At 64.2% G+C, this 22,794-nt stretch carries 23 protein-coding genes; 8 read left to right on the forward strand and 15 right to left on the reverse strand.

The features are described from left to right. Positions 1 to 82: 82 nt before the first annotated feature. Together KRX12_RS05600 and mshA are read right to left on the reverse strand one after the other, a co-directional pair. Positions 83 to 835, reverse strand: a complete 753-nt coding sequence (locus KRX12_RS05600) for a phosphoglyceromutase (RefSeq protein WP_218365162.1) — start codon at positions 833 to 835, stop codon at positions 83 to 85. Between the two features lie 96 nt (positions 836 to 931). Further along, the gene (gene mshA, locus KRX12_RS05605) at positions 932 to 2,194 is read right to left on the reverse strand and encodes a D-inositol-3-phosphate glycosyltransferase (protein ID WP_218366010.1); all 1,263 of its coding nucleotides are present in this window, start codon (positions 2,192 to 2,194) and stop codon (positions 932 to 934) included. A 491-nt stretch (positions 2,195 to 2,685) separates the two neighbouring features. Here mshA and KRX12_RS05610 point away from each other — a divergent pair, with 491 nt between their 5' ends. Continuing rightward, the gene (locus KRX12_RS05610) at positions 2,686 to 4,431 is read left to right on the forward strand and encodes a long-chain-fatty-acid--CoA ligase (RefSeq protein ID WP_218365025.1); all 1,746 of its coding nucleotides are present in this window, start codon (positions 2,686 to 2,688) and stop codon (positions 4,429 to 4,431) included. 105 nt (positions 4,432 to 4,536) lie between these two features. Here the strand turns inward: KRX12_RS05610 and KRX12_RS05615 are convergent, their stop codons facing one another. Beyond that, on the reverse strand, positions 4,537 to 5,334 hold the full coding sequence (locus tag KRX12_RS05615; protein WP_218366011.1) for a hypothetical protein: 798 nt from the start codon (positions 5,332 to 5,334) through the stop codon (positions 4,537 to 4,539). Between the two features lie 106 nt (positions 5,335 to 5,440). Then, a complete protein-coding gene (locus KRX12_RS05620) occupies positions 5,441 to 6,583 on the reverse strand; it encodes a UDP-N-acetylmuramate dehydrogenase (RefSeq protein WP_218366012.1) in 1,143 nt (380 codons plus the stop codon). Between the two features lie 24 nt (positions 6,584 to 6,607). Here KRX12_RS05620 and KRX12_RS05625 point away from each other — a divergent pair, with 24 nt between their 5' ends. From KRX12_RS05625 to KRX12_RS05635, 3 genes are all read left to right on the forward strand, one after another. After that, positions 6,608 to 7,111: a DUF2505 domain-containing protein gene (locus tag KRX12_RS05625; protein WP_218365022.1), complete on the forward strand. Its 504-nt coding sequence runs from the start codon at positions 6,608 to 6,610 to the stop codon at positions 7,109 to 7,111. Positions 7,112 to 7,158: 47 nt separating this feature from the next. Beyond that, positions 7,159 to 7,980 carry a class I SAM-dependent methyltransferase gene (locus KRX12_RS05630; protein WP_218366013.1) on the forward strand — a complete coding sequence of 274 codons (822 nt, stop codon included), beginning with the start codon at positions 7,159 to 7,161 and terminating at the stop codon, positions 7,978 to 7,980. Positions 7,981 to 8,068: 88 nt separating this feature from the next. Then, positions 8,069 to 8,785 carry an LmeA family phospholipid-binding protein gene (locus KRX12_RS05635; RefSeq protein ID WP_218366014.1) on the forward strand — a complete coding sequence of 239 codons (717 nt, stop codon included), beginning with the start codon at positions 8,069 to 8,071 and terminating at the stop codon, positions 8,783 to 8,785. On the opposite strand, the gene KRX12_RS05640 is transcribed toward KRX12_RS05635, so the two are convergent. The 7 genes from KRX12_RS05640 to KRX12_RS05670 all read right to left on the reverse strand — a co-directional run bounded on the left by KRX12_RS05640 (position 8,782) and on the right by KRX12_RS05670 (position 15,459). Then, entirely contained in the window at positions 8,782 to 9,252 is a 471-nt protein-coding gene (locus tag KRX12_RS05640; protein WP_218365019.1) for a hypothetical protein, read from the reverse strand. The genes KRX12_RS05635 and KRX12_RS05640 overlap by 4 nt on opposite strands. An 80-nt stretch (positions 9,253 to 9,332) precedes the next feature. Further along, complete coding sequence (locus tag KRX12_RS05645) at positions 9,333 to 9,599, reverse strand: DUF2516 family protein (RefSeq protein ID WP_255549247.1); 267 nt, start codon at positions 9,597 to 9,599, stop codon at positions 9,333 to 9,335. A 92-nt stretch (positions 9,600 to 9,691) separates the two neighbouring features. Then, positions 9,692 to 11,056, reverse strand: coding sequence for a DUF445 domain-containing protein (locus KRX12_RS05650; RefSeq protein ID WP_218366015.1), 1,365 nt, complete (start codon positions 11,054 to 11,056; stop codon positions 9,692 to 9,694). A gap of 489 nt (positions 11,057 to 11,545) precedes the next feature. Next, positions 11,546 to 11,878, reverse strand: a complete 333-nt coding sequence (locus KRX12_RS05655) for a hypothetical protein (protein WP_218365017.1) — start codon at positions 11,876 to 11,878, stop codon at positions 11,546 to 11,548. A gap of 43 nt (positions 11,879 to 11,921) precedes the next feature. Then, entirely contained in the window at positions 11,922 to 12,671 is a 750-nt protein-coding gene (locus tag KRX12_RS05660) for a succinate dehydrogenase/fumarate reductase iron-sulfur subunit (RefSeq protein WP_151529311.1), read from the reverse strand. Beyond that, positions 12,671 to 14,680, reverse strand: coding sequence for a fumarate reductase/succinate dehydrogenase flavoprotein subunit (locus KRX12_RS05665; protein ID WP_218365016.1), 2,010 nt, complete (start codon positions 14,678 to 14,680; stop codon positions 12,671 to 12,673). The genes KRX12_RS05660 and KRX12_RS05665 overlap by 1 nt, the downstream gene beginning before the upstream one ends. 23 nt (positions 14,681 to 14,703) lie before the next feature. Then, positions 14,704 to 15,459 (reverse strand): succinate dehydrogenase cytochrome b subunit, encoded by a 756-nt coding sequence (locus KRX12_RS05670; RefSeq protein ID WP_218365015.1) that lies wholly within the window; start codon positions 15,457 to 15,459, stop codon positions 14,704 to 14,706. Between the two features lie 593 nt (positions 15,460 to 16,052). Between KRX12_RS05670 and KRX12_RS05675 the strand changes: the two genes are divergently transcribed. Together KRX12_RS05675 and menE are read left to right on the forward strand one after the other, a co-directional pair. Further along, positions 16,053 to 17,474 (forward strand): short-chain fatty acyl-CoA regulator family protein, encoded by a 1,422-nt coding sequence (locus tag KRX12_RS05675; protein WP_218366016.1) that lies wholly within the window; start codon positions 16,053 to 16,055, stop codon positions 17,472 to 17,474. A 25-nt stretch (positions 17,475 to 17,499) separates the two neighbouring features. Further along, entirely contained in the window at positions 17,500 to 18,636 is a 1,137-nt protein-coding gene (gene menE / locus KRX12_RS05680) for an o-succinylbenzoate--CoA ligase (RefSeq protein WP_218366017.1), read from the forward strand. Here menE and KRX12_RS05685 read toward each other — a convergent pair. Continuing rightward, positions 18,633 to 19,466, reverse strand: a complete 834-nt coding sequence (locus KRX12_RS05685; RefSeq protein ID WP_218366018.1) for a glycosyltransferase — start codon at positions 19,464 to 19,466, stop codon at positions 18,633 to 18,635. The genes menE and KRX12_RS05685 overlap by 4 nt on opposite strands. An 89-nt stretch (positions 19,467 to 19,555) precedes the next feature. Between KRX12_RS05685 and KRX12_RS05690 the strand changes: the two genes are divergently transcribed. Further along, on the forward strand, positions 19,556 to 20,449 hold the full coding sequence (locus tag KRX12_RS05690; protein WP_218365011.1) for a 1,4-dihydroxy-2-naphthoate polyprenyltransferase: 894 nt from the start codon (positions 19,556 to 19,558) through the stop codon (positions 20,447 to 20,449). A 6-nt stretch (positions 20,450 to 20,455) separates the two neighbouring features. Here KRX12_RS05690 and KRX12_RS05695 read toward each other — a convergent pair whose 3' ends face one another. Beyond that, the gene (locus tag KRX12_RS05695; RefSeq protein ID WP_370625216.1) at positions 20,456 to 20,776 is read right to left on the reverse strand and encodes a DUF4229 domain-containing protein; all 321 of its coding nucleotides are present in this window, start codon (positions 20,774 to 20,776) and stop codon (positions 20,456 to 20,458) included. A gap of 80 nt (positions 20,777 to 20,856) precedes the next feature. Here KRX12_RS05695 and KRX12_RS05700 point away from each other — a divergent pair, with 80 nt between their 5' ends. Then, entirely contained in the window at positions 20,857 to 21,237 is a 381-nt protein-coding gene (locus KRX12_RS05700) for a hypothetical protein (RefSeq protein ID WP_218366019.1), read from the forward strand. Between the two features lie 7 nt (positions 21,238 to 21,244). Here KRX12_RS05700 and rfbA read toward each other — a convergent pair whose 3' ends face one another. Then, positions 21,245 to 22,132, reverse strand: a complete 888-nt coding sequence (gene rfbA / locus KRX12_RS05705) for a glucose-1-phosphate thymidylyltransferase RfbA (RefSeq protein WP_218365009.1) — start codon at positions 22,130 to 22,132, stop codon at positions 21,245 to 21,247. Next, entirely contained in the window at positions 22,129 to 22,746 is a 618-nt protein-coding gene (gene rfbC / locus KRX12_RS05710) for a dTDP-4-dehydrorhamnose 3,5-epimerase (protein ID WP_218366020.1), read from the reverse strand. The genes rfbA and rfbC overlap by 4 nt, the downstream gene beginning before the upstream one ends. Between the last annotated feature and the right edge of the window lie 48 nt (positions 22,747 to 22,794).

The raw sequence follows: 22,794 nt of genomic DNA on the forward strand, positions 1-22,794 counted from the left end.
TGCGCACGGACGCACTGCGGGCCTCTTCACTCACCGCGTGATAGGCATGCAGCTACAGTGAGCTCACTGTGAGCGTGAAGGGTTATTTGCCACCCTGGGCAGCCACGGCGGCGGCACCGGCGGCAGCAGCCTCCGGATCCAGGTAGGTGCCACCCGGGTTGAGCACCGTGCCATCAGCATCGAGCTCATAAACCAGCGGGATACCGGTGGGGATATTCAGCCCAGCGATCTCCTCATCGGAGATCTTGTCCAGGTGCTTGACCAGGGCGCGCAGGGAGTTGCCGTGCGCGGCGAGCATAACGGTCTTGCCTTCCTTGGCCTTCGGCAGAATCTCTTCCTCGAAGTAGGGCACGAAGCGCTCCACGACGTCCTTCAGGCACTCCGTCTTCGGCACGGCGGGCAGGTCAGCGTAGCGCGGATCCCCGGCCTGGGAGTACTCGGAAGCATCGTCCAGCTCCGGCGGCGGGGTGTCATAAGAACGACGCCATGCCATGAACTGCTCGTCACCGTACTTGTCCTTGGTCTCAGCCTTGTTCAGGCCCTGCAGTGCACCGTAGTGGCGCTCGTTGAGGCGCCAATCGCGGACTACCGGGATCCAGTGGCGGTCAGCGGCGTTGAGGGCGATATTGGCGGTGTTGATCGCGCGACGCAGCAGCGAGGTGTAGAGCAGATCCGGCAGAACACCCTGCTCCTTGAGCAGCTGTCCACCGCGCTGCGCCTCTTCGCGGCCCTTATCGGTGAGATTGACATCCATCCAGCCGGTGAACTGGTTGGATGCGTTCCATTCACTCTGGCCATGGCGGAGAAGAATTAGCTTTCCAGTCATAAGCACCATTGTGCCACGCTCAGGCATCATCGTCTCCCCCTTGTGCTATTGAGTGCCCCACATTCACACACCTCGTTGTGGACTCCGCGAGCGCGGCAGCACCGGCTAGCCGTGCGCCTTACGGGGGGCGCACTGATCCACTGGCGAGTTCAGCGCCTCGGAATACACAGTCAGTAGCCGCTCCGCGGAGGCCGCCCAGGAGAAGTTCAGGGCGTGCTCGCGCGCATTCTCCCCCATCTGGATGCGGGTGACATCGTCGTTGACCATCGTGGTCAGCGCCTCTGCCCATTCCGTCACCTCGTGGCTGTGAGTAAGCAGCCCTGTCTCTCCATGCCGGACTGCGATCGGCAACCCACCCACGCGGGCCGCCACCACCGGGGTTCCCGTGGCTTGGGCTTCCATTGCCACCAGCCCGAAGGACTCGTTATAGCTCGGCACCGCCACCACATCCGCGGCCTGAAACACCGCGACCAGCTCCGAGGGCGGGCGCGGCTCGAGAAAACGCACCACCCGACCAACCCCTAAGCTCTCGGCCAAGCGGTAGTACTCCTCGCCGGTGGCATTCGGCCCCGAGGCCCCGCCACACACCACCACACGCACATTCAGCTCCGGATCGCGCTCAAGCATCTGGGCCACAGCCTGCAGCAGAATGTGCGGGCCCTTGAAGCGTTGCAGCCTGCCCACAAAGGCAATCACCTTGGCATTAAAAGGCAATCCCAGTTCCCGGCGCGCCCGCTCGGTGGCTCGATCATTGCCCGGCGTAAAGAGCTGCGTGTTCGCCCCCGGGTACACAATCTCAATCTTGTCCCGCTCGGCGTCATAGTAGGAGACGAGATTGTCCTCCTCCTCGAGGGTATTGACCACCAGCTTGTCGGCATTATCCACAATCTGCTGCTCGCAGATGCGCCGCGCCTCGGATTCCTCGGTGTCATCGGCGGTGCGGTGCGCATTCTTCACCGCGGCGAGGGTGTGCGCTGTGTGAACCAGCGGCACCTCCCAGAGATCCCGAAGCAGCCAGCCCACCTGCCCCGAGAGCCAATAATGCGAATGAATGAGGTCATAAGAAAGCTTGTGGCAGCGCACAAAAGCCAACATCCCGCCGGCAAAGGCCGCGAGCTGCATCGGCAGCTGCTCTTTAGCAAGACCCTCATAGGGGCCGGCGACGATATTAATCACCCGAATCCGCGGCCCAATCTCTACGATCTCGCCTTGGCTCGGCCGGTGAGCACGAGTGAAGATATCGACGTCCATGCCCTGATCCGCCAGCGCTTGGGCCGTGGCCATCACGTAGACGTTCATGCCGCCGGCGTCGCCCTGCCCCGGCTGCTGCAACGGAGAGGTATGCATGGAAATCATCGCGATACGCATAGCTGTCTATTCTAGAGCGCTCCTGCGCCGAGCGGGCGGGACAGAGTCAGCGATAGTCACCCAGAGCACATGTGCTCTTTTTCACGTACCGCGGCTGCAGCAGCCCATTGCAGGGGATACAGCGCTCCCAGCAGCCAGAATCGCCGCCACTGTTCTTATCTTTCGCGCCGTGGGACGGCAGGACAGCGCCTGAACAGCATTCAGTGGCAGTGGGGAGATGCTGCCCCTGACACAATCGCTGCCGAGCGGCGCCCACCAGCGACTATTGCCTTGACACAGCGGCACCTATCACAGCAGTAGGTCCTCATGCGCGCCGCGCATAACCCCACAGTTAAGATTTGGATAAGAACGAGCGATGAGCCTCTACGCCGAAACATGAGGAATTCATCGTTATACTGTTGGCAAACTGACCCTTACACGCCCCAGAAAAGACGTCCGGACCCTCATACGCTTCGACGCCACGCTGATCGAAAGGCGAGTTCATCTCCACCATGACCGACCATCCTGAGAACACCACCACACCGGAACCCGGTTCAAAGCCGTGGCTGAAGTATTACGCCGAGTGGACTCCCCACGCCTTGGACTATGGCGAGACCACCCTGCTGGATGTCTATGACAACAACCTCCAGATCAATGGTGGCCGCCCCGCCACCTACTTCTTTGGTAAGTCACTGACCTTCAGCGAGTTCGACGCCCAGGTACGGGCCTGCGCCGCTGGTCTGCGCGCCCTCGGTGTGCGTCAGGGTGACTGCGTCGGCATCATGCTGCCGAACTGTCCGCAGCATCTCATTGCCTTCTACGCGGTACTCAAGCTCGGCGCCACCGTGGTGGAGCACAACCCGCTCTATACCTCCCACGAGCTGGAACCGCCCTTCGCCGATCACGGTGCACGGGTGGCGATCTGCTGGGATAAGTCGGCCCATGTGCTGGAATCGCTGCGGGCCTCCACCTCGCTGGAGACGATCGTGTCGGTGAACATGATCAACGCCATGCCGATGGTCAAGCGCGTGGCGTTGCGCGTCCCGCTGCCCTCGCTCATTAAGACCCGCAAGAAGCTCTCCGAGCCGGCACGCAACTCGATTCCGTGGGAGACCCTGCTGGATCCCGTCATCGGTGGCGATGGCGCCGACATCACCTCCTGCCCGGACGTCACCCGCGACAGCGTGGCCCTGATTCTCTACACCTCGGGCACCACGGGCCGCCCCAAGGGCGCGCAGCTCACCCACGGCAATCTCTTCTCTAACCTGCTGATGGGCAAGCACTGGGTGGAGGGGCTCGGCGATCGCGAGGAGCGCATGCTCGCCGCCCTGCCGATGTTCCACGCCTATGGCATGACGATGGTCGCCACCCTCGCCTTCTTCGTGGGCGCCCAGGTGCTGCTGCTGCCCTCCCCGGATCTCAAGCTGATCATGGAGGTAGTGAAGAAGAAGAAGCCCACCTGGCTGCCGGGTGTTCCCACCCTCTATGAGCGGATCGTGGAAGCCTCCCAGGAAACCGGCATCGATATCAGCTGCTTCCGCAACGCCTTCTCTGGCGCCTCCACCCTGCCCGTGTCTGTGGTGCAGGCCTGGGAGGAACACACCAATGGCCGTCTCGTGGAGGGCTATGGCCTGACCGAGTGCTCGCCGATTCTCATCGGTAACCCGATGACCAGCGACCGCCGCCCCGGCTATGTGGGCATTCCCTTCCCCGACACCGAGATCCGCATCGCCAACCCCGATAACTTGGATGAGACGCAGCCCTATGGCGTCGAGGGCGAGGTGCTGGCACGCGGCCCCCAGATCTTCCCCGGCTATCTGAAAAACCAAGAGGCCACCGACGCCTCCTTCCACAATGGCTGGTTCCGCACCGGCGACGTGGGATTGATGGAAGAAGATGGCTTCGTCAAGCTCGTTTCCCGCTTGAAGGAAATGATCATCACCGGCGGGTTCAATGTCTACCCGGCGGAAGTGGAGGATGTGCTCCAGAAGCACCCGGATATCACCGACTGCACCGTGGTGGGCATGCCCCGCGGCGACGGTTCTGAGACGGTCACCGCCGCCATCACTCTCTCTGCGGGAGCCACCTTGGATCCGGATTCCCTCAAGAGCTTCTGCCGCGAGCACCTCACCCGCTACAAGGTGCCCCGCGTGTTCTACCACTTCGAAGAACTCCCCCGCGACCAGCTGGGCAAGATCCGCCGCCGCGACGTGCAGCAGCTCCTAGTGGAGCGCTACGGTAGCGAAAACGAGTTCTAGCCCGAGCACGCAGACATGAGTACGCCCGCCCCACAGCGTGGGGCGGGCTTCAAGCATTCAGGACCTAGCAGGAGCCGCTGTGCTGTACTCGCGGGGCTAGCGGGCCTACTTCCGCACCAGGTGGACCACCGCGTTATCGCCGCCGCTGCAGGTGAAACCATCAGCCTTCTGCGGCACGCACTTCATCTCGTATTCCTTATTCGTCACCGGCGAGGTGGCGCGAATCGTGAACACATCGGTGGCATTGGCGTGGGAAACCATCTCCTTGGCCACAGCCTTCGCAAAGGGCTTCGTGGTCACGGAGCTACCCGTGTAGTACTCAAAGGTGTTCGTCGAGCCCGCATAGGTGCCATTGGGGCGGAAATGATCCCGCGGCTCAGTCGCGGTGGAGGGGGATGAGCTCTCAGACGACGAGGTGGAGGAGGAACTCGAGCTGCTGGTCTCCGCGGGGGTGCTTTCCTCCTCGGTCACCGTCTCCACCACGGTTTCCACCACGGATTCCTCCTCAGAGCTGCTCCCGACCGCTTGGGTGGGGGTATCGTCCCCGCCACCGCCACTGAGCACCCGGGCGAGCACCATGGCAGCGCCGACGACACACAGACACAGCACGATCACGCCCGCGATAATGGCGGCGGTCTTTCCCCCGGATTTCTTCGGCGGCTGCTGCTGTGGCTGCTGCGGCGGGGGTGTCTGCTGCGGTGGTGGGCCATAATTCTGCGGCTGGCCATAACCCGCGGCCGCGCCAGCGGGGGCGGCGAAATCCGCATCAGGCGAGTAGGGCTGCTGAATAGGCTGCATGTTCTGAGTGGGCGGATCCGTCTGCCCCTGCCCCGCCTGCCACTGGGGCTCATTAGGGTCGCGGAAAGGGCCGGACTGGTTGCCGGGGTTGCCAGTATTCGTCATCGATACTCACTCACTTCTTGTGTCACGGCCGTACACGCCGCGTCGTAGATTGTCGGGTTTGTGTGCCATTCTAAGGTTCCACCCAGACAATAGGGGTGGTTCCGCCTTAATCGAGGCTCACGCCCACCCAGATCGGTTCCGGTTCGAGGGTCACCCCGAGGCGCTCACGCACCCCGTCACGCACCTCGCGGGCCAGTGCCACGAGATCGGCCGCGGTGGCCGCGCCGCGATTAGTCAGCGCCAAGGTGTGCTTCGTCGATAGCCGCGCGGGCGCATCCGGGCCGGGGTGGCCGCGGTGGAAGCCGGCACGCTCAATCAACCAGGCAGCGGAGAGCTTGGCCCGCCCCTCGCCACTGGGGAATACCGGCATTGCGGCGGCCTCTTCCTCGCCCACCAGCGCCGCCACATTGGCGCGCACCGTGTCCACATCGGCGGCATCGATGATGGGGTTGGTAAAGAAGGAGCCGGCGGAGTAGGTGTCGGGGTCGGCGTCGTCAAGCACCATGCCCTTGCCGCGTCGCAGCGCGAGCACAGCCTCACGCACGGTCGCGGCAGGGCGACGCGGGGTGTCTTCTTCCGCGGATACCCCGAGCTCGCGGGCAAGCTGCCCGAAGCGCAGCGGCGCCGACAGGCCATCGGTACGGAGCTGGAATTCTACGGCCAGCACGAGGCCGCGCTGGGTGAACTTCAGGTTGGAGTAGCGATAGGACATCTCCAGAGCGCTGGCGTCTACCCACTGCTCGGTGTCGGTGCTGCGGTCGTAGAGGCGCACGCGGGTGAGCACATCGGCGATCTCCACGCCATAGGCGCCCACATTTTGCACCGGCGTGGCGCCGGCCGAGCCGGGAATGCCGGACAGGCACTCGATGCCGCCCAGGCCGGCCTCGACGCTGGCGGCGACCACATCGTCCCATACCGCGCCGGCCTCGGCCTGCAGCAGGCCGCTATCGGCGTCCACCGTGATCGCACGGAAATTCAGCACTAGGGCCACCAACTCGAGGGGGCCGTCTGCCACCACGAGGTTGGAGCCGCCGCCGATGGGGAGCACGGGCACGCGGGCGGCGTCGCACAGCCGCAGTGCCTCGATGGCGGCCTCGGGGGTATCAGCCACGGCGGTGAGGCGCGGCTGCCCGCCGATCCGGAGCGTGGTGAGATCCGCCAATGCTATGTCTTGGAGCGAAAGGCCCTCACACGCAGCAAGTTTCGATGCCAACTGGGAGTAATTAGGGGTGAAAGTCGAGTCGTCCACCCTTCTAACGGTAGTCTTATTGCCATGGCTACTCGTACAACTACCACCGTGACCATTAATTTCCCGCCCGCAGACGTCTACGCTGCGTTTGCAGACAAGGCGTATTGGGATCACAACACCGCCACTCTCTCCCCCGAGCCGGGCGAGGTGCACGAGTTCACTGCCGACGATAACGGCGCCAAGGCTGTGCTCTTCGAGGTCATGCCCACCGACATGCTGCCCGAGGCTGTGAGCGCCATGATCAGCCAGGCACTCAAGATTAAGCGCGTGGTTAACTACACGGCTCTCGAGGGCACCTCCACCGAGGGTTCTTATACCGCCGATGTGAAGGGCGCCCCGGTGGACTTCGAGGGCGACATCGCCCTGAGTGGCGATGACTCCTCCACCACCCTCACCTACAACAACGTCATTACCGTGGACATCCCCTTCATGGGGCCCGCCATCGAGCCCAAGGTGGCCGATGCAGTGGGTGAGCTACTCGCTAATGAAGCGAAGCTCACCGAAGAGTGGATTTCCTCGCACTCCTAGTCCGCTCGTGTCGCGACTCTCGCTGCGCGTCGAGGCGCTCTAATATCATGGCCGATCACGCGCATAACCTCGCCTTTTCTTCCCACGCCCTCAGCCGCCCCAGTAGCGGACCTGTGGGCGTGGTGACGCGAGGAACCACCGGAGCGAACCGCCTGCGCAAACTCGATCGCTGGTTGCACTACCAGCCCGAGGTGCGCAGGCTACTGCGTTCCGTAGACACGCCCCTTGCCATCGATCTCGGCTACGGGGCCTCATTTCGCACCACCTGCGAATGGGCGCGCTGGCTGCGCCGCACCCGCCCCGATATTGCGGTGATCGGGCTCGAGATCGAGCCCAGCCGGGTGCTGCCGCCGCGGGATGGGGTGCGTTTTGAGCTGGGCGGTTTCGAACTCGCCGGCTATCACCCGCATCTGCTGCGCGCCTTTAATGTGCTGCGCCAATACGACGCCGCCCATGTGCCCGAGGTGTGGCAGGCGGTGGGCGAACGCCTCGCCGACGGCGGCATGTTTATCGACGGCACCTGCGATGAACTGGGCCGACGTAGCTCGTGGGTGCTGCTGGATCAGCACGGCCCGCGCACCCTCACCCTGGCCTGGGATCCGCACCATACGCCGCGCCCCTCGCTGGTGGCGGAGCGGCTGCCGAAGATCCTCATCCACCGCAATGTGGCTGGGGAGAGAATCTATGATTTTCTGCGCGCCGCTGACGCCGCCTGGGATCAGGCGGCCGGCTGGTCGAGTTTTGGCCCCCGCATCCGCTGGCGGCACGCGCTAGAGACCCTCGCCACCCAATATCCGCTGCACGGCTGGCGTCGCGGGGTGCGGGATAATGTGGTGACCGTGGACTTCGCCGCCGTGGCGCCGCGCTAGCGCCCGCCGCCGGCCATAGTTGCCCACTCCCCCGTTTTCGAGCACACTATGAGAGATGTCTGCTTCTCACGGGTCCTCGAAGTCCCCTATGAAAATTCTTATTGGCCTGCTTCTCGCCCTGCTGGTGATCGCGGTGGTGGCCGAAGTAGGAACCCGCTTCTATGTGGGTAAACGCATCACTGAGGAAGTGCCCGGCTCCTCGGTGAGCTTCGGTGCCTCCCCGCTGCTGCTGGGTGCCGCCACGGGTACCGTCAATCACCTCACCGTCGACACCGAGAACACCCTAGAGATCGTCTCCACCGAGGCCCATCCCACGGAACCGACCGTCACCGGCACCCCCAAGGCCACCGTGGACATCGAGAACCTCGATATTCGCAGCGAGCGCCTCATGGCCGGGCACTTCGCGGCCGACGCCATCCTGCCCGATGAGTATCTCTTGGCCATGGCGCAGCGCACCCAGGCGGAGCGCAGCGAAGGCAATTTCTTCGCCAGCCTCATCGAGGTCACCGCTATCGACACCGCCGGCCAGAAGGTGCGGGTGCTCATCAATGATGGCCTCGCCACCCTCACTCTTACCCCGCGCGTCGGCTCCAACCAGCTGGAATTTCAGGTAGACAGCATCGAGGTGGGCACCGTGCGGCTTCCCGACGCCTTCTCCGAGGAGATTGGCCGCGCCCTCCAGGTAGCGGTCGCCGAAGCCACGGTGGATCTTAAGATCACCGAGGTGGAGGTCGTCGATACTGGCCTGCGCGTGGTCGCGGTGGGCGATAATGTGGACCTCAATAGCCTGCAGGAGCAGCTCTAAATCTCGACCCTGTCTGGGTAGAGTCGCCCGCAGCCGCGCGCCGCGGCGGCGCTGATGACTCCCCGCACTCCCATGGCCCGTGCCTGCTCGGCGCGGGCTTCGTGCTGTGCTGGGTCAGAGTCTGGGCCGAGCACAATCCACAGCCCCGCGGGCTCTGGTACTGCCTCCGTGAGCAGGGCAACTTCGGAGAAGAAATGGGATTCATCGCCGGCTTGGTCGAGCATCGCCAGCACTCCCTCGGCCCCGGTCTGTACGGCCAGGCGCGCCTCGGAGGCTTTGATCAGCGGGGCGTGGTTGCCGCTCGGCCACCCAGCCGTGGAGAGCACCGGCACGCTCGCGTGCTGCACCAGGTGCAGCTTATGCGGGGGAATTACCACTGCGGCAGCGCCTTCCTGCGCTGCCTGCTCCATGCGGGCACGGATCTGCTCGTCTGTCACGCCCGGGTGCAGGGCCATCAACCATGTCATGGCTTCTAAGGCTAGCGGATCACTACACGCAGGGCGGCTGCTGGGCGGCGGGGCGGCGTCGATAAGCGCCGGCGAGGGCCTTAGTAGTAGTCGCCGTTGAGGATGCTCTTGATCTGGGGGCGCACATCCCACCAGTAGACGCCGATGACGACGATGCCGACCCAAGCGAGAATCGGGAAACCGATGAGGGTGGCGAGGGTAGAACCCAGCACCATGCCGAACCACGTCCACTTGTCCTTGCGGCCGGCGGCCTCGAAAGCGTCGGGGCGGGTATTGGCGATCAGTACAGCGCCAAGCGCGCCGGCGATGGCGACCGGCCAGTAGAGGATCATGGTGAATAGCGACATCAGCGGAGCTCCTTAGACAGCGGGCGTCGTGGCACCCACCTTACCGTCTCCGCAGCGAGACACCTGTGGTGGGTGCGGGGAATGTGCGGCGCTTAGAGTGCGCCGAAGAGAAGGTGGGACAGCGCGTAGATAATCAGCCCCGCCAAGGCGCCGACGATGGTGCCGTTGAGGCGAATGAACTGCAAATCCTTGCCCACCATGAGCTCGATCTTGTCGCTGGCCTCCTCGGCGTCCCAGCGCTCGATGGTCTCCGAAATGATCGCGGTGATCTCATCTGCGTAGTTATTGGCCAAGAAAGCCGCACCATCGATAATGCGACGCTCTAGGGAGACACGCATCTGCTCATCCTCGCAGATCCTGTGGCCCCAGTCGCGCGCGAACGCGGTGATCTTGGTGCGCAGCACCGAGGTGGGATCCTCGGCGGCCTCCACAATGGAGGAGGATGCGCCCCGCCAGATGGCGGCAGGGGCGCCCTGGATCGCGCTGGAGCCGAGCACATCCGTCTTCCAGCTCTCCAGCTTGGCGATGGTCTCCGGATCGTGCTGGAGATCATGGGCCAAGCGGGCCACCACTCGGCGCATCTCGCGGCGGGCCTCGTGGTTTTTATCGCGGGCCACAGCGGCCGTCCACGCGGTGAGCTCGCGATAGACCTTGTCCGAGACGAGATCATTGACAAAGCGCGGCGCCCAGCTGGGGGCGCGCTCGCCGAGGAGACGGTCGATGAGATCCTCGGAGGCCCGGGCCTTCTCATCCGCCCAGGCGGCGATGGCATCCACCACTGGCTCGGTCTTGCCTTCCTCGATCAGCCCCTCGAGGATGCGGCCAGCCGGTGGCCCCCACTCCGGTTCGGCGAGGCGATCGATGAGGCCGCGCTGGATAATGGCCTCGGCCTCGGCGGGATCGAGCTCCCGCACAATGGCGGCGAGCAAACGGCCGGCCTCGGCGGAGGTGCGCTCCGCATTGCCCTCGGCCACCAGCCACTCGCCGATACGCTCCGGGATGCGGGCCTGGGAGACCTTCTCTGTAATGAGCTCGGCGTTGAGGAAGTTATCCCCCACGAAGCCCGCCAGGGACTCGCCGATCTGGTCCTTCTTATTGCGCACGATCGCGGTATGCGGAATCGGCAGGTGCAGCGGATGGCGGAAAAGCGCGGTCACCGCGAACCAGTCCGCCAAGCCGCCGATCATGCCGGCCTCGGCGCCGGCGCGCACGAAGCCGACCCAGGTGGCGGTCTCGCCCGGCTGGGCTTCCAACCAGCGGCAGAGGAGATACACCACGGTGGCCAGTAGCAGCAGGCCGGTGGCGATGGTCTTGTACTTGCGCAGGCCGCGGCGGCGCTCGGCCTCCGTCTCTGGGGAGGGGCCAGGAACGGCGAGACGCCCCGGGGTGGGGTCGGGGGCAGTGGGCGCGGTAGCCTCCGCCACATCTGCGGCGGGGCCGAGTGAGTGTCGTCCCATGGATGTTGTCACTCTCAGCTAGGTACTAGGTGCAGCCTCCGCCTCGGATGGGGCGGCGGCTGGGATGAACTGTTGCACTATAGCGCATCTGCTGCGGTGCGGGCGAGATGTGCCCAGCGCATACGCGTAGTGCTGCGCCATATTATTCGGGCGCGGGTGCAGGCGCGGGTTCAGGCGCGGGCTGCGGCCTAGATCATGGACAGGCCGGTGCTGATGAAACGCAGCCCCACGAGCAGGGTGAGGATGGTGATGAGCACCATGAGAATGATCCAGCGGGTGCGGTTATTCACGGGCACCTCCTCTCCGTTGCACTGGGGAATGACATAGCCAAAACCGCCGAGCCAGATCCTCGGGGATCCGACTCGGCGGCTCTGAGTTGAACACGGAGCGCTGACGCTTCACCCGCGCCAGTCAGCTCGTTCCACCCGCCCCGCTGTGCGGGGCCGCGGTGGTGAGGTACTGAACGAGGTTGAGGGGTATGTCAGCGGCCTAGTTGTGGCGTCCTGTGCGCTTGACGTACGCCTTGTAGTCGCGGCGACCGTACTTCACGAGGCCCACTCCGAAGAGCAGCACCGCGAGGGTGGCGACCACACCGACGATGACGTAGGTGGAAGCGTTGGCCTGGGAATCCACCGAGCCTGAAGCCAGGCCGAACAGGATGATGCCAGAGAAAGCGATCGAGGAGAGGATGATGCCCATACCCCACCAGGTGGAGCTCTTGAGCAGCGAGGAGTGCGGTGCCTCCAAGCTCACGGGATCATAGCCCTCGATGTAGTTGTCCTCGATGCGCAGTTCCTTGTCTGAAACCTTCTTCGCAGACATACCCTTGCCTTTCGTTCAAGTTAAGCAAATGTTAAGAATCAGCTTAGCGATCCTTGCCCGAGAATGCAGCTCGGGCCCGCTCATAGTTGATGGATGCCACAGCGGTCAGCGGGATGCTGGCCGGGCACACATCGGCACATTCACCGTACAGCGAGCAGGGGCCGAAGTTGGTCTCCAGCTCGTCGATCATATTGCGGGCGCGGCGGCCGCGCTCTTCCTTGCCGAGAGGCATCATGCGCAGGTGCACCAGCTTGGCGCCGGTGAACAGGTGAGCGGCACCATTCGGGCAGGCGGCCACACAGGCACCACAGCCGATGCAGGCTGCGTGGTCCAGTGCGAACTCGTTGTCCTCGTAGTTCATGTGCATGGTGTCAGCGTCCGGCGCGGTACCCGCGTTGACGGTGACGTAGCCACCCTTTTGCATGACGCGGTCAAGGGCGGAGCGGTCAATAACCATGTCCTTGATCACGGGGTAGGCGGCGGAGCGCATCGGCTCGATCTGCAGCTTGTCGCCATCCTTGAAGTCCATCAGGCGCTGCTGGCAGGCCGGAGTGTTCTTCAGGGGGCCGTGCGGACGGCCATTGACCATCACGCCACAGGTTCCGCAGATACCCTCACGGCAGTCAGAAGCGAAGGCGAAAGGCTCCTTGCCCTCTTCAACGTACTGGGAGTTGACGTGGTCGAGCAGCTCGAGGACCGACATCTGCGGTACAGCGTCCGGAACCTCGACAGGCTCGTAATGTCCCTCGGTGTTTGGGCCAGCTTGGCGCCAAATCTCTAGATGCAGTTTCATTACTTGTAATTCCTTGTCATCAGCGGAACGGCTTCGAAGTACAGCGGTTCGGCGTGGCGGATGAACTTACCCTCGCCGGCGGGCTCCCATGCGGAGACGAAGCACCAGTGCTCGTCGTCACGGCGGGCCTCGCCGTCTTCGGTTAGGTGATCCTCGCGGTAGTGCGCACCGCAGGACTCGTCGCGGTCAAGAGCGTCAACGCACATGAGCTCGCCTAGATCGATGTAGTCGGCCACACGCAGACCGTACTCCAGCACCTGGTTCATCTCATCGGCCTTGCCGGGGATGTTGACATTGGCCCAGAAGTCCTTGCGCAGGGCGCGGATCTTCTCGATGCCATCGGCCAGGTCCTTCTCGTTACGGGACACGCCACAGGAGAAGTACAGGATCTCACCGAGCTGACGGTGGAAGTACTCCGGGCCGTGGTCGCCCTTGACGTTCATCAGCGTGGAGATGCGGTCCTCCGCGCGCTGCACGGCGGCCTTGGCCTCCGGGGAGTCCGCGGAGAGAACTTCCTTGCCCAGGTGCTCGCCGAGGTAGTTCGGAACGGTGAACGGAATGGTGAACCAGCCGTCCACAGATGCCGAGAGCAGCGAGTTCGCGCCGAGGCGGTTGGCGCCGTGATAGGTCCAGCCACACTCGCCGGCGGCGAAGAGACCGTCCACGGAGGTCATCAGGTTGAAGTCGGTCCACAGGCCACCCATGGTGAAGTGGCAGGTGGGGGCAATACGCATCGGCACCTTGTAGGGGTTCTCGCCGGTGGCCTCCTCATACATGGTGAAGAGGTTGCCATAACGAGCACGGATCTTGTCCTCGCCGAGACGCTGGATGGCGTCGCGGAAGTCCAGGTATGCCGAGTTGTGCAGCGGTCCAACGCCGAGACCCTTGTTGATCTGCTGGGAGATCGCACGGGAGGCCACGTCGCGGGGCACGAGGTTGCCGAATGCCGGGTAGCGGCGCTCGAGGAAGTAGTCGCGCTCCTCCTCGGGGATGCTATTGGCGTCGCGGTCGTCCTTCTCCGTCACCGGAGACCAGATGCGGCCGTCGTTACGCAGCGACTCCGACATCAGGATGGTCTTGGACTGCCAGTGCGAGTTGACGGGCAGGCCGGTTGGGTGGAACTGAATGAAGGACGGGGAGGCCAAGTAGGCACCCGCATCATAGGCACGCATCATGGCGGATGCGTTGGAGTTCTTTGCCAGCGTGGACATGTGGTAGACGTTGCCGTAGCCACCGGTGGCCAGCACCACAGCGTGGGCGGTGTGGGCTTTGATCTCGCCGGTAATGAGGTTGCGCATGACCACGCCATCGCAGTGCTTGCCGCCCTCACGCTCGTTGATGATCAAATCCACCATCTCGTTGTGGGTGAAGATCTCAACGGTGCCCTCGTGGATCTGGCGCTGCAGCGCGGAAGCAGCGGAGAGCTGCAGCTGCTGGCCTGTTTGACCACGGGTGTAGTAGGTGCGGGAGACCTGCACACCACCGAAGGAACGGGTAGCCAAGGTGCCGCCGTACTCGCGAGCGAAGGGAGCACCAATGGCGCTCATGTGGTCGATCACGCGCACGGACTCATAGGCCAGACGCCAGCAGTCGTGCTCACGGCAGCGGTAGTCGCCACCCTTCACGGTGTCCTTGACGTGGCGGTAGGCGCCGTCGTTGTCCACCTTCTTGCCGCGGGCGGAGTTCACACCACCCTGGGCAGCAATGGAGTGCGCACGACGCGGGGCGTCGTGATAGGTGAAGCACTGGACGTTATAACCGAGCTCGCCGAGAGCCGCGGCTGCGCCGCCGCCGGAGAGGCCGGTGCCCACCACGATCACGTTGAACTTACGGCGGTTCAGCGGGGAGACCAGGGTCATGTGGTCCTTCTGGTATTCCCACATGTCCTTGGTAGGAACGACGCCGTGCGGTGCATTGTCGTTGAGGACCGAGCCGAGGGTGACACCCTCCACTACGGAGGCAGGAGCCTCGAAGTTGTCGAGGAAGGACGTATCGATTTCTTTACTCATGGAACTTAACTCTCCTGGAATCCTTAGCTGACCCAGCCCGCAAGGACTGCGACGGGGATCAGCACATTGCCGATCAGGACGATGGCGGGAACAAGGTAAGCAACGAAGGAGAGCACAGCACGCCAGCGCTTACCCACAATGCCCAGGTCGCTCACTGCCACCCACATGCCGTGGGTGAGGTGCAGGAACAGGCAGAGCTGAGCAATGATGTAGAAGATGGCCACGGCCGGACGGCTGAAGGTTGCCACAACGTTGGCATATACCTCACCGTGCTCGAAGGACGCGGATGCTGCCGGCTGGACACCAACGGTCAGGTCCAGAATGTGGAAGATGATGAAGGCCAGCAGCACGATGCCGGTGACGATCATGGTCTGCGTCGCGAAGCTCTGCAGACCGCCCATCTTGTTGGTGCGGCGGAACTTGCCGCGGGATTGGTGAGCACGGCCCACGATGGTGAAGGCTCCCCAGATGTGGAGAACGATGCCCACCAGCAGGACAATGCGCAGGATCCACAGCACCGACCCATAAGGCATAACGGGCTCACCGACGGTACGGAAGAACTCGCCGTACTCGTCGAGCGCGGGGCGGCCATCATGATCCGGCAAGAAGATCTTCAGGTTACCCACCATGTGGACGACGACGAATCCGGCAAAGATCAGGCCGGTAATCGCCATCGTGAGCTTCACGGCCCAGGTGGGAAAGCCCGGCCGCTCGCGGAGTGGTTTTTCAGTAATTTTGCCGTGCGCGATTGCGTCACGGTCGTCATATTTAACAGTCATGGCACCTCCAGTGTCGCTAATACCTTACGGCCGTTTTCACAGGCGGAACCACTCGCTCCATGACGGGGTGACCCAACTCACAACGCTATAACTAGCATGTATCAAGTACTTTAGGTTAGGCTCGCCTCTAGAAGAAGTGTGCTGCACGGCCATTATGGCAGTTCACTGCGAATTCTCATTCCTCTATCAGGATACGCGGTTGGTGGGCCGTTTCGAGATTCACATTTACCCCAAGCCCCACAATCAACCCCTATCGGGGGCACTTTCGCGATCCGAAATTACGCAACATTTTTGATTCTTAATTCACCTCCTGCGCCCGCACCGGCCCCGCGAGCGCTCCGCGCACCCCACCTCGACCTCAGTGCTGCCATAGTGGGATATATGCCCAGCTCACGACGTCGATAAGAGCCCCGCAGGGAGCGCTCGAGACGGCGCCGCATCAGGGGGAGAACCGCGGAAAAACACACCCATAGGTGGGCGTATATATGCCGCGGCCCGGCGCGCAGGCACCCCGAATACGCGGGTGAACCGGCTCTGCCGCCGCGGCGAGCACTGATCCGGTTGAGGTGATGCCGCTCACGTACTATGTCTCTATGGGAAAAACATACGTGGGTTCTAGGTTGCGGCAGCTGCGGCGGGAACGGGACCTCAGCCAGGCCTCCCTCGCGGAGACGCTGGGGCTGTCTGCCTCGTATGTCAATCAAATCGAACACGATGTGCGCCCGCTGACCGTATCGGTGCTGTCCAAAATCACCGAGGCCTTCGGAATCGATGCCACCTTCTTCTCCCACGAGGACGATTCTCGGCTCCTCGCCGAGGTCAAGGACGTGATCGCGGACAAGGAGCTGGTGGCCCAGCCGGTGGATCTGGCCGAGCTCTCCGAGGTGGTGGCCGATCACCCCACGGTGGCCAAGACCATCGTGGACATGCACCGGCGCTATCGCACCATCCGCGATAAGCTCTCGCTGCTCACCGACGAACGCAGCCACAGCGAGGAGATGAAGGATCACACCGGCGATCTGCTGGACATGCCCCACGAGCAGGTGCGGGATTTCATCCACGCCAATAACAATTACTTCCACCAGCTCGACACCGCGGCGGAGCAGCTGCACCGGAAGCTGGGGCTGCACCTGGGCTCCACACCCGCCACCTTAGCGGCGCTGCACCAGTACATCACCGAAGAGCATGGGGTGACCGTGCTGCCCACCACCACCGGCACCACCCTGCACCGCTATGACCCCAGCACCGCCACGCTGGAGATCTCCAGTCTCATCGGACCCGGCCAGCAGGCGTTTCGTATCGCCAGTGTGCTCGCCCACTTAGAGCACGGCTTAGAGCTGCAGCGGCTGGTCGAGGAGGCGGACTTCAGCACCCGTGAATCCTCCCTACTGGCGCTGCGCGGCCTGGCTAGCTACTACGCCGCCGCGCTGCTGCTGCCCTATACCGAGTTCCACGAGCTGGTGGATAAGACCCGCTATGACTTGGAGTACCTGGCCAATTACACCGGCCTCGGCTTCGAGACCATCTGCCACCGCGTCTCGACGCTGCAGCGCCCTGGGCGGCGGGGCATTCCTTTTACCTTCATCCGCGTCGACCGCGCCGGCAATATGTCCAAGCGGCTATCCGCCGGGGGCTTTCACTTTACTCATTCCGGCGGCACCTGCCCGCTGTGGAATGTCTACGAGGCCTTCTCCAATCCGGGCCATGTGCAGCGCCAATTTGCCTCCATGCCCGATGGTCGCACCTATGTGTGGGTCGCCCGCACGGTCAGCCATCGCTATGGCACCTTTGACCAGGGCGGCAAGGAATTCGCGATCGGCTTGGGCTGCGAGGCCCGGCACGCGGGGCGCATGGTGTATTTCGATGCGCTGCCGGTGAATAACCCGGCCGCCGCGGTGCCCATCGGCCCCGGCTGTCGGGTGTGTGCCCGCACGGATTGCGCGCAGCGCGCCTTCCCCGCCATCCAGGGCATTGCGCGCTTCGACGCCCACTCCTCCTCCCTCGCCGCCTATTAGCAGGCCCGCGGCTACCATGAGATTCATGCTGGAAGCCCTGCCTGTCTCCCCCGCTGATCCTGCCGCCATCCTGCCTGATCTCGCCGCGGCCCTCGCCGGTGAACGCAGCCTGCTGCCGCTGCCCGCCCAGGACCGCTCCCGCGCCCAGCAGCTGGCCCGCACCATGCGCGTCGGCGAGGAGATCGATCCCGAGGTGGCGCTGGTGGTCTCCACCTCCGGCTCCACCGGCACGCCCAAGGGGGCGCTGCTGAGCGGCGAGAACCTCGCCTCCTCGGCGGTGGCCACCCATAATGCCCTGCACGGGCCGGGGGCCTGGCTTTTGGCCTTGCCCGCCCATCACATCGCTGGGTTGCAGGTGCTTATCCGCAGCATCCTCGCCGAGACCACCCCCACCACCCTCGATGTCTCCGGCGGCTTCCACCTCGACGCCTTCGCCCGCGCCACCGCCCAAGCCCGGCGCGCTGCCGGGCAGGATCCGCTCTACACCGCACTCGTTCCCAACCAGCTGCACAAGGCCTTGGCGTCGCTGCAGGGCATCGAGGCGTTGCGGCTTTACGACGCCATCCTGGTCGGCGGCGGACCCACCACCGAAAGCACCCGCGCCGCCGCGCGGCGCCTCGGGATCTCCGTGGTGTGCACCTATGGCTCCTCGGAGACGGCGGGCGGCTGTATCTACGATGGCGTGCCCATCGAATGGGCCTCGGTGAAACTCACGGGGCAGCATGGGCGGATTCATCTGGGCGGGCCGATGGTGGCCCGCGGCTACCGCAATGTGAGCCCGGAGGACACGGATGCTTTTGCCCACCCGGGCTGGTTTTCCACCAATGATTGCGGGCATATCACGGATGGTCTGCTGCAGGTGACCGGCCGCCTCGATGCGATCATCTCCTCCGGCGGGCTGAAGCTGCACCCCGAGGTGCTGGAGCAAGAGCTGCTCAATATCGCTGGGGTGGACACAGCGTGTGTCACCGGCATTCCCGATGCGCGCCTCGGCCAGGCCATTGTGGCGGCCTATACCGGCACAGCGCGGGTGGGCGAGATCATTGAGGCGCTCGATCATCTTCCCCGCTGGCAGCTGCCGAAGCAGTTGCTGCGGGTGGACACCCTGCCGCTCACCGGCCCAGGCAAGGTGGATCGGCGGGCGGTGGCGCGGCTGTTCTAGTGCTTCGCCTGATAGAGCTTGACGACGTCATCCCGGGTGTAGAGCCGCGCAATGGCGGCATCATTGCCGTGGGCGAGGTTCTCTCGCACCAGCGGGTGCAGGGCCGCCGAGGGCAGCAGCGGAAAAGTGCGCGGTGTGTGCGCCACCTGCGCTACGGGCAGCTCGGCGCGCAGAGCGGTGTGGTGTAGCAGCAGGTCATCGCAGTGCAGGCTGGGGGCGATATCCTCGCGGCGCAGCTGGGCGAGCCGCTGCACGAATCCCGGCGGGTAGCACACCCCGCTCACCCCGGTGGGCACGTGCAAAAGCGAGGCGCTGGTGCTGCGCACGGGATTCCAGCGGATATAGGGGGCGATGCGCTGGCCCTGCAGCCTGATCCGGTGGGCGCGGTGGGCGGTGATCTGCGTGGGCCGGGCCGCCGCGAGCAGCTGCGGCACACACGCGGGCGGATAAAGCACATCATCGTCGATGGTGATGAGCCAGCTCTGCGGGTGGGCCCGCGCCGCCGGGAGGTATTTGGTGTGCGGCCCCAGGCCCGGTTCCGCCTGGCGGATGCGCAGGCCGCGGGCGCAGAGCCGCTGCAGACCGGCCGAGCGCGGGGCGTGATAGTCCTGCGGTTCGAGCCACAATTCCACTGGGGCGGCATGCGCCACCGATTCGATGGCGAGATGCACCCAGCGCAGCCGGCGGCCATAGCTGCTGAGGCTAATGACCACCTGGGGGTGCTGCGGCATCGGGGTGCGCGAGGTGTGGTTGCGCCATACCAACCGCAGCAGCAAGGGAAGATGACACAGCGCATTTTTCGCCGCGGTACAGAGATAGTTCAGCCACACACGCTCGAGATTAGCCCAGCCCGACCCCGCCGCTGAGTTCAGCACCCCAAGCGCCACTAAGGGACAGGCCGCGGGTAGAAATAGTAGCTATGCAGAACTCCCGCTCCACCGCGACCGCCGCCGACTGGCTCGAAGGGGCCCGACCACACACCTGGGCCAATGCTTTCGCCCCCGTGATTGCCGGCACGGGGGCCGCCGCCTATGCCCAGGGGGCCTCGCTGCCCCGCGCCCTGCTGGCGCTGCTGGTGGCATGGGCGTTGATTGTGGGGGTGAACTACGCCAATGACTACTCGGATGGGATCCGCGGCACCGATGATGATCGCTCCGGGCCGCTGCGGCTCACCGGCTCAGGCCTGGCGGCGCCGGCGAAGGTCAAGCGCGCCGCCTTCGCCGCCTTCGGGGTGGCCGCACTAGCGGGGATTGTGCTTTCGCTGCTCAGCGCGTGGTGGCTGATCCTCGTAGGTATCGCCTGTATCGCGGGGGCGTGGTTCTACACCGGCGGCTCGCGCCCCTATGGCTATCGCGGGCTGGGCGAGGTAGCCGTTTTTGTGTTCTTCGGGCTTGTGGCCGTGCTGGGCACCGAGTTCACCCAAGCCGGCTCCATCAGTGCCGTGGGCGTGGCCTTGGCGGTGAGCGTGGGCGCGATGTCGGCTGCGGTGAACCTAGCCAATAACCTGCGCGATATCCCCTCCGATAGCGCCACTGGGAAAACCACGCTGGCGGTGATTCTCGGTGATAAGCGCACCCGCACCCTGTGGCTGGCACTCATAGCCGTACCGCTGGTGGCCATCCTGCTACTCGCAGTCAGTGCCACCTGGTGGTGCCTGGTGGGTCTGCTGGCAGCACCTTTCCTTGCGGCCGCCGCACGGCCAGTGCGTGGCGGCGCCACCGGCGCGGCACTCATCCCCGTGCTGGGGCTGACCGGGCGCGGGATGCTGGTGTTCTCCCTCGTTATCGCCGCCGCGCTGGCGCTGGCCGGCTAGCGCCGCTTAGCGATTGGCTAGTTCTTCCTCCACCCACTTCTTGTGGGCCTTGCGCTGCTCATCCCACTCGGCCATTTCGCCGGTGACGCGCATCCGCAGGGAGCTGAAGATCAGCAACGAGAGCGGGAAGGCCACGAGGAGGGCCAGCAGCGCGCAGATGAGCCAGGGCACGGGGGAATCAATGAGCACCGCCGCCCCCTTAATGAGCGCGGTGAGTACAACGAAGAGCACGATGCGTGCGCCCGCATACAGCGCGGAGTCTTTCCACGCGCGGCTGCGCAGCTCTGTATCCAACTCCGGTGCGTCCGATTCAACCCTGCTAGTCACAAGCACCGAGTTTAGCCGTATCCTTGGGGGAAGAAAACGTAGCCCGCATCATTGTTTGTAGAGATCGGAGTTGTCAGCGAGTGGGTCGTCTCATCGTTCTCATTCTCATCATTGCCGCCCTGGTGCTGATCTGGAAGGCCTTCGGGCCATCGAGCTGGAAACGCAACAACCAGCTCCAGCAGTCGCAGCGGCCCGTCATCAAGGGCCCCGACGATGATGAGGAATTCCTCTGGGAGCTGGAAAAACGCCAGTTCAAGGAGCGGCGCGCCCGCCAGCAGGAACTCGAGCGCCAGGCCCAGGAGGCCGAGGAGCGGCGCCGCCGCGAACGCAGGCAGGAGCAGCGCCGACTCGAAGAACAGCGCGCCGCCGAACAGCAACCTGACCCCGCCTCGGCGGATACGCCGCAAGAACAACCGGAGGATAACCCGGAGGAGAATCCCGAGGAGAAACCAGGCTCCTAGCCGGGGCTTAGGCGCGGGCGGCGGCGGCCTGTTCGCGCCGAAGAATCTCGCTCAAGTAGGCGCCATAGCCGGACTTCTCCAAACGCTGCGCCCGGATACGCAGCTGCTCATCAGAGATCAGCCCCATGCGCCACGCCACCTCTTCTGGGCAGCTGATCTTGAGCCCTTGGCGCTTTTCGATGGTGCGCACAAAATCGCCGGCGTCCATGAGCGATTCATGGGTGCCAGTATCCAGCCATGCGGTGCCCCGCGGCAACACCTCCACCTGCAGCGCCTGCCGCTGCAAATAGTGGTTGTTGATATCGGTGATCTCCAGCTCGCCGCGAGCGCTCGGGGTGAGCCCGGCGGCGATATCTACTACCTCGTTGTCGTAGAAATACAGGCCCGGCACCGCGAACTGGGAGCGCGGCTGGGCCGGTTTTTCCTCCAGCGACAGCGCATTGCCCTCGCGGTCGAACTCCACCACCCCATAGGCGCTGGGATCGGCCACCCAATAGGCGAAGATCGCCCCGCCCTCCACCTCGGTGAAGCGGCGCAGCTGGGTGCCGAGGCCGGCACCATAGAAGATATTATCGCCGAGAATCAACGCCACGCTGTCCTCGCCAATATGGTCCCGGCCGATGCGGAAGGCGTCGGCAAGCCCCCGTGGGGCGTCCTGGGTGGCGAAGCTTAAGGAGATGCCGAATTGGGAGCCATCCCCGAGGAGGCGGCGAAACTGCGGCTCATCGTTCGGATCCACGATCACGAGAATGTCATCAATACCCGCCAGCATGAGTGTGGACAGCGGGTAGTAGATCATGGGCTTGTCATAGACCGGAACCAGCTGTTTGGAGACGCCCAGGGTGATGGGCCACAGCCGGGAGCCGGTGCCGCCCGCGAGGATGATGCCTTTCACTGCTGCGCTTCCTCGTTCGCCAGCACCCACCCATCCTTGTACATGTTGAGCAGCTCCTCGCAGTCCTCGGCGGTGGGCAGATGCTCGCGGGCCTCGTCCAGCCCCGGGGCGGCGCGGTCCTTATCGCTCAAAATCGGATCAGTGACCGGCCATTCGATACCGAGGCTGCTATCGAGCGGATCGACGCCGAAATCGACGTTCGGGTCGTATTCGCTGGAGGTGAGATAGCAGACGGTGGAATCGCGCACCGCGGCGAAACCGTGGGCGAAGCCATCCGGGATGTAGAGGCACCGGCGATTCTCCTCAGAAAGGGTCACGCCCTCCCAGCGACCGAAGGTCTCCGAGCCGAGGCGCACATCCACCAACACATCCCAGATCTCGCCACTGACGCAGGTGACATACTTCTGCTGCCCGGGGAACACGGCGGTGAAGTGCAGCCCGCGCAGGACTCCGGCCCGGGAGACAGACATATTCGCCTGCTGCAAAGCAAAGGGGTGGCCGGTGAAGGATTCAAACTCGGTGGCCTTAAACCACTCGTGGAAGCAGCCTCGCGCATCGGGGTGCACGGTGGGCTCGGTGTAGAAACTGGGCAGGGTGGAGAGTTCATGCAGCATAGGCACCACTATAGTGCCGCGCGGCGCGAGGCTGCACCCCGCTGAGCA

The organism is Corynebacterium sp. TAE3-ERU2 (assembly GCF_019209955.1).
In the GTDB taxonomy this organism is placed as follows: Bacteria; Actinomycetota; Actinomycetes; order Mycobacteriales; family Mycobacteriaceae; genus Corynebacterium; species Corynebacterium megadyptis.

Coding starts and splice junctions, on each gene's coding strand:
- KRX12_RS05610 (WP_218365025.1), top strand. CDS start 2,686: ATGACCGACCATCCTGAGAACACCACCACACCGGAACCCGGTTCAAAG.
- KRX12_RS05690 (WP_218365011.1), top strand. CDS start 19,556: ATGCAGAACTCCCGCTCCACCGCGACCGCCGCCGACTGGCTCGAAGGG.
- KRX12_RS05660 (WP_151529311.1), bottom strand. CDS start 12,671: ATGAAACTGCATCTAGAGATTTGGCGCCAAGCTGGCCCAAACACCGAG.
- KRX12_RS05600 (WP_218365162.1), bottom strand. CDS start 835: ATGGTGCTTATGACTGGAAAGCTAATTCTTCTCCGCCATGGCCAGAGT.
- KRX12_RS05645 (WP_255549247.1), bottom strand. CDS start 9,599: ATGTCGCTATTCACCATGATCCTCTACTGGCCGGTCGCCATCGCCGGC.
- KRX12_RS05630 (WP_218366013.1), top strand. CDS start 7,159: ATGGCCGATCACGCGCATAACCTCGCCTTTTCTTCCCACGCCCTCAGC.
- KRX12_RS05670 (WP_218365015.1), bottom strand. CDS start 15,459: ATGACTGTTAAATATGACGACCGTGACGCAATCGCGCACGGCAAAATT.
- KRX12_RS05650 (WP_218366015.1), bottom strand. CDS start 11,056: ATGGGACGACACTCACTCGGCCCCGCCGCAGATGTGGCGGAGGCTACC.
- menE (WP_218366017.1), top strand. CDS start 17,500: ATGCTGGAAGCCCTGCCTGTCTCCCCCGCTGATCCTGCCGCCATCCTG.
- KRX12_RS05675 (WP_218366016.1), top strand. CDS start 16,053: ATGGGAAAAACATACGTGGGTTCTAGGTTGCGGCAGCTGCGGCGGGAA.
- rfbC (WP_218366020.1), bottom strand. CDS start 22,746: ATGCTGCATGAACTCTCCACCCTGCCCAGTTTCTACACCGAGCCCACC.
- KRX12_RS05625 (WP_218365022.1), top strand. CDS start 6,608: ATGGCTACTCGTACAACTACCACCGTGACCATTAATTTCCCGCCCGCA.
- mshA (WP_218366010.1), bottom strand. CDS start 2,194: ATGCGTATCGCGATGATTTCCATGCATACCTCTCCGTTGCAGCAGCCG.
- KRX12_RS05635 (WP_218366014.1), top strand. CDS start 8,069: ATGAAAATTCTTATTGGCCTGCTTCTCGCCCTGCTGGTGATCGCGGTG.
- KRX12_RS05655 (WP_218365017.1), bottom strand. CDS start 11,878: ATGTCTGCGAAGAAGGTTTCAGACAAGGAACTGCGCATCGAGGACAAC.
- KRX12_RS05665 (WP_218365016.1), bottom strand. CDS start 14,680: ATGAGTAAAGAAATCGATACGTCCTTCCTCGACAACTTCGAGGCTCCT.
- KRX12_RS05615 (WP_218366011.1), bottom strand. CDS start 5,334: ATGACGAATACTGGCAACCCCGGCAACCAGTCCGGCCCTTTCCGCGAC.
- KRX12_RS05640 (WP_218365019.1), bottom strand. CDS start 9,252: ATGACATGGTTGATGGCCCTGCACCCGGGCGTGACAGACGAGCAGATC.